Raw genomic sequence first — 5,270 nt, forward strand, 5'->3', positions numbered from 1 at the left:
CATCAACTGGGGATCATGCAAGAAAATATAGCCTCCACCCTGCAAATAGACCTGGAGAAGGTCAATGTCAAGGCCTGTACTTCCGAAGGACTTGGTTTTACGGGCAGAAGTGAGGGCGCAGTTGCCTACGCTGTGGCAATGGTGGAAAAGCAGGACAGCGAATCCTGATGGAGTAGGGCTTTGTACAACTGAGGGAGGTATGTCACCTATGTTTGAATTTCTAAAAGAACAAATCCAGGTGATCAAAGAACGGGATCCAGCAGCCAGGACAACTCTGGAGATCGTTCTGGCTTATCCGGGTCTCCATGCCATTTTGTTTCATAGAGTAGCTCATTGGTTGTACAAGAAGAGTTTGGTAGTGATTCCCAGGTTGATCTCTCACCTGAGCCGGTTTCTCACTGGAATTGAGATTCACCCGGGAGCCCAGATAGGCAGAAGGTTTTTTATTGATCATGGTATGGGCGTGGTTATTGGAGAAACGACCATCATTGGCGACAATGTAACCCTGTTTCAGGGAGTGTCTTTGGGAGGAACCGGCAAGGAGAAAGGCAAACGCCATCCCACCATTGGCAATAATGTGGTCATTGCGGCCGGGGCCAAGGTTCTGGGAAACATCACCCTGGGAGATAATGTCAAGGTGGGAGCAGGAGCTGTGGTTCTATCCTCAGTCCCCCACGATTGCACCGTGGTAGGTGTACCTGGTCGCATTGTGGTCAGAGATGGGAAAAAGGTGCCCCCCATCGATCTGGAGCATGCCGATCTGCCAGACCCGGTGGCCGAGATGTTTGATTGCTTTCACAGACGGCTGGACCGGCTGGAGAACAAGCTCCATGATCTGGAGCACCAACTGGAGAAAGAGGATGTCCTTAAGAGCCTATAATACCCTGACCGGTCGCAAGGAAGACTTTGTAGAGAGAGACCGGGGCAGAGTGGGCATGTATGTATGTGGCCCTACTGTCCATGATTACATCCATATTGGTAACGCTCGGACCTTCCTCACCTTTGATGTCATCAGGAGATATCTTCTCTACAAGGGCTACCAGGTTCTCTTTGTGCAGAATATTACAGACGTGGAGGATAAGATAATTAACAAAGCTCGTCAACTGGGCCTGGGGTGGCAGGAAGTAGCCCAAAAGTTTGAGAGGGAATTTTATCAAGATATGGAGAAGTTAGGGATAATGCCAGCCGATGTCCAGCCCAGGGCCACAGAACAAATCGACTTTATGATCAAAATGATCAGTACCCTGGAAGAGAAAGGTTATGCTTATAGAGTGGATGGAGACGTCTATTTCTCCATCTCCCAGTTTAAAGAGTATGGGCAACTTTCCAAGAGAAATGTAGATGAGATGATGGCCGGAAGTAGAGTGGAAGTGGATGAAAGGAAGAGACATCCTCTGGATTTCGCCCTCTGGAAGTCCTCCAAGGCGGGGGAGCCTGGGTGGGATAGTCCCTGGGGCAGGGGCAGGCCGGGGTGGCATATAGAATGCTCGGCCATGTCCCTGAATTACCTGGGCTTTGGGTTTGATATCCACGGAGGCGCTCAGGACCTGATATTTCCTCACCACGAGAATGAGATAGCTCAGGCGGAGGGGTACAAACAGGAAAAACCCTTTGTTCGATACTGGCTTCATGGCGGAATGTTGCAGATTAATGAAGAGGAAATGCATAAATCTCTAGGTAACTTTGTGACCGTCCACGAACTTCTGGAGAAGGAGAATCCCAATGTAGTGAGGCTGCTAATGCTGGGGAGCCATTACCGCAGTGGGCTCAATTTCACGGAAGAGAAACTGGAGGAGGTCCGTAAAGCTTACGGCCGGATGGCCGAGGTGGTATCCCGGCTGGATTTCCTGAGTCGCCAGGCGCCAAAAGAAGCACCCCGTAGCCCAGATATATCTACTCTGGAAAGAGCTCTCTATGAGACCAGGCCTGCCTTTGAGGAGGCCATGGATGATGATTTCAATACTGCCAGAGCCCTAAGCGCTGTTTTCGAGCTGATCAGGCTGGTCAACAGCCTGACTCAGAGCTCTGAATTCGTCCTTACCTCCAGGGCCAGGGAAGTTCTGACTCAGGCCAGGGAATTGATCATGGAGTTGGGCGGCGTGCTGGGCCTGAGGTTTGAGGAAGGAAGGGCGGTGGATCAAAGTCGCCTCTTTGCACTGGTCGACCTTCTTTTGGAAATCCGGGAGGAGGCAAGAAGCAGGAGGGACTGGCAAATGGCAGACCGGATCAGATACGGCCTGTCCAGGCAAGGAATCATGGTGGAGGACCGACCCGATGGGCCCATCTGGAAGATCAAAAGTGATGCGGATACTGCTCTATGAAGTAAGAAGGCAGCAGGCCGAGCAGCCCTTAGCTCAGTCGGAGAAAGGGAGAAAGGAGATAGGCCAACAGGGTGGCCAGCGCTAATCGAGACTTATATATCATCGATGGTTATAATATGATAAACTTTCTTCGAAAGCTGGACGCAAGAAAGCCGGGTAGCCTGGAAGAAGAGCGGCAGAAGGTGATAGATCTTTTGCTCGACCATGCCTCCTTAAAAGATACAGAGGTTATGATTGTCTTTGATGCTCATAGATCTAATAGCCGAGAAATTGCCGAGAGCTCGGTGGGCAGGGTGAAGATTGTTTTTACCCGGAGCGGGCAGAGCGCCGACCAATTCATTGAAAGATATATCTATGATTACAAGGGGGAGCGTCGGATCTTCGTAGTTACTTCTGACTATGCCCAACAGAAGATGATCTTTGGAAAGGGAGTGTACCGGAAGCCTCCGCAGGAGATGATCAGGGAGATGAGAACTACTGAAAAGGAGATGAGAGAGAAGATAGCTCATTACCAGCCTGGTCCCTTTCCTCTCTCGGGTCGAGTGGATAGTGGAGTGAGGGCCAGATTAGAAGACATGCGAAGGGCTAAAAAGTTTAACCGTAGGGAGGAATAGTCCGATAAGATAGAAGAAAGGAGTTTAAGAGGCTGGAGGCGATAATCTTGAGCGGGAGCTCGGAGAGCACTTTAGCACTTTTTGAACAGTTCAGGACACTGGGGGATAATGATTTAATAAGGCTGGCTCAAAAGGGAAACCAGGAAGCTGTCTCTTTCCTCCTCAATAAATATAAGTCTTTGGTTAAGATGAAGGCCACTTCCTACTTTCTGGTGGGGGCGGATAAGGAAGACCTGATCCAGGAGGGAATGATAGGCCTTTACAAGGCTATTTTGGATTTCCGGGAGAACAAAGAGGCCTCTTTTAGAGTCTTTGCTGAACTCTGCATTATCAGGCAAATGATCACCGCGATCAAGACAGCCACCCGTCAGAAGCACCTTCCCCTCAACACCTATGTCTCTCTGGCCCGGCCGACCTTCAATGAGGGGGAGACGGAGCGCCCTCTAAATGAGCTTCTTCACCCGGGTTATACTATCGATCCGCTGGAGCTCCTCATCAGTAGTGAGGAGATAGAGAATATCAAGTACTGTTTTAATGAACTTCTGAGCAGTCTGGAAGCCACAGTGCTCAGTCTGTACATGGAGGGCAACTCCTATCAGGATATTGCCAGAACACTTGACCGACATGTGAAGTCTATAGATAATGCTTTACAGCGCGTTAAAAGGAAGTTAGATCTGCATTTGAAAAAGTCTAACGAACTGGCATAGGCACGCTCCCTCTTTTGCCACAGGAATGAGGATGCCCTCTCTGCTTCTGGAGTCTAAGACATGCTATAATAAGACTACATGAGACATAAGCAGTCTAAACTTCTGAGCGTGCCACGAAAGTTTTTGGTCAAAGATCCCCGGGGCAAAGAGGTCATTCTTACCGAAGCCTGTTGGGTTGAGCACATTTTGGCTGAGCATGGAGAGGCTGTCTAAAAACTCCAATTTCAAAAAGTCATCTCCCACTTCGCCCCTAAAAAGGAGCTAATTTCGCATAAAACTTCCCACATTGACCTCAAAATCAGATCTCATGTAGGAGTAATTCCCCACCTTGGGCAAAATGCCCTTAGTTTTTGGACACCCTCTGGAGAACTTGCCTCATACTTGGAATACCTAGAACAGACCATTACAGATCCCGATCGGATTTATAAAAGCCAGTGGGACAATGCCAGTGAGCTGTACCTGCGTAGATCTAGTATTGCAACTGGTCCCTTTCAGGGCTATCATATAGTTGTTGTCGTAAGATGGTGCTTGGAAAGTCTTAGGCTCATCGGGGTAGTTACAACTGGTTATGTAACTTCTGATGACAAAATCGGAGGGGAGTTAAGATGGCAAAGGTCAAATCAATAAAATCAATGGAATTCAAATACCGTCCAGATGAAGACATGCTGATCATTTCCTTTGCCAAGAATCGTCCTGCTCTGGCCCATGAAATTCGGGATGGCGTATGGGTTCGCTTTGACCCGGAGACAAAAGAATTGATCAGTCTCGAATTCTTGTACTTCTCCAAACAGATCCAACATCATGGGGCCGACGTGCCCTTCACCATCCCTCTCGCGAGCGGATCGCTAAAGCTTGCCTTGACCCAGAAGTAGTGACTACCCTTAGAGCTAACCAAACTTCCCAAACTGCTCAACAACTTTCTCGAGTCTTGGCAAGTGAGAATGGCCGGGCCCTAATGTGTTTGACCGTCTTTTGTAACGATCCTGTCTCGCCGAGAACTTCTGATTTTCAAATTATGCCTTCAGTTTCATCGAATCAGCCGTCCAGAAAAGGCCTTTGGCCTCGGTCTCGGGAGCTTGACAGGGGGCTATTATTATATATACTGTAGACTTGTCTCTGGTGGAGAAGCCCTTATGGGAAGCGATTGGGAGACCTGCCGGTGTAGCTCAATGGTAGAGCAGCTGATTTGTAATCAGCAGGTTGCAGGTTCAAATCCTGTCGCCGGCTCCAGTACAGAAGAGTAAAATATAGAAGTGCATGCCAGGGGGAGTGCCCGAGTGGCCAAAGGGAGCAGACTGTAAATCTGCCGGCGAAGCCTACGGAGGTTCAAATCCTTCCTCCCCCACCATAGGCCCGTGTAGCTCAGCAGGTAGAGCATCTCCATGGTAAGGAGAAGGTCACCGGTTCAATTCCGGTCGCGGGCTCCAGAGGCTATCAGTTGTTATAGGGCGGTGTAGCTCAGTGGTAGAGCACACGGCTCATACCCGTGACGTCACTGGTTCGAATCCAGTCACCGCCACCATATTAGAGGCTTTTGTGACAGGCACGTCCAAAAGATACTTAGGACGACCATAGGAGGAACCCATGGCCAAACAGAAATTTCAGAGAATCAAACCCCACATGAACAT

General features: G+C 49.3%; 6 protein-coding genes and 4 tRNA genes. All 10 read left to right on the plus strand.

What is annotated here, in order from left to right; all coding sequences use genetic code 11:
• Nucleotides 1-15 precede the first annotated feature (15 nt).
• The gene (locus HW443_RS13985) at nt 16-168 is read left to right on the plus strand and encodes a 2-C-methyl-D-erythritol 2,4-cyclodiphosphate synthase (protein ID WP_258190488.1); all 153 of its coding nucleotides are present in this window, start codon (nt 16-18) and stop codon (nt 166-168) included.
• 40 nt (nt 169-208) lie between these two features.
• Complete coding sequence (gene cysE / locus HW443_RS09145) at nt 209-880, plus strand: serine O-acetyltransferase (RefSeq protein ID WP_176231817.1); 672 nt, start codon at nt 209-211, stop codon at nt 878-880.
• Nucleotides 861-2,321, plus strand: a complete 1,461-nt coding sequence (gene cysS, locus HW443_RS09150) for a cysteine--tRNA ligase (protein ID WP_176238086.1) — start codon at nt 861-863, stop codon at nt 2,319-2,321. The genes cysE and cysS overlap by 20 nt, the downstream gene beginning before the upstream one ends.
• A gap of 71 nt (nt 2,322-2,392) precedes the next feature.
• A complete protein-coding gene (locus HW443_RS09155) occupies nt 2,393-2,935 on the plus strand; it encodes an NYN domain-containing protein (protein ID WP_176238087.1) in 543 nt (180 codons plus the stop codon).
• Between the two features lie 47 nt (nt 2,936-2,982).
• The gene (sigH, locus tag HW443_RS09160; protein ID WP_176238088.1) at nt 2,983-3,642 is read left to right on the plus strand and encodes an RNA polymerase sporulation sigma factor SigH; all 660 of its coding nucleotides are present in this window, start codon (nt 2,983-2,985) and stop codon (nt 3,640-3,642) included.
• Nucleotides 3,643-4,247: 605 nt separating this feature from the next.
• Nucleotides 4,248-4,514, plus strand: coding sequence for a DUF2283 domain-containing protein (locus HW443_RS09165; RefSeq protein ID WP_176232223.1), 267 nt, complete (start codon nt 4,248-4,250; stop codon nt 4,512-4,514).
• A gap of 283 nt (nt 4,515-4,797) precedes the next feature.
• Nucleotides 4,798-4,872: transfer RNA gene (locus HW443_RS09170), tRNA-Thr, on the plus strand.
• Nucleotides 4,873-4,905: 33 nt separating this feature from the next.
• Nucleotides 4,906-4,990 (plus strand) — tRNA-Tyr (locus HW443_RS09175).
• 3 nt (nt 4,991-4,993) lie between these two features.
• Nucleotides 4,994-5,069: transfer RNA gene (locus tag HW443_RS09180), tRNA-Thr, on the plus strand.
• 20 nt (nt 5,070-5,089) lie between these two features.
• A tRNA-Met gene (locus tag HW443_RS09185) sits at nt 5,090-5,164 on the plus strand.
• Nucleotides 5,165-5,270 lie beyond the last annotated feature (106 nt).

This window comes from Candidatus Hakubella thermalkaliphila (genome assembly GCF_013281975.1).
Lineage (GTDB): Bacteria > Actinomycetota > Humimicrobiia > Hakubellales > Hakubellaceae > Hakubella > Hakubella thermalkaliphila.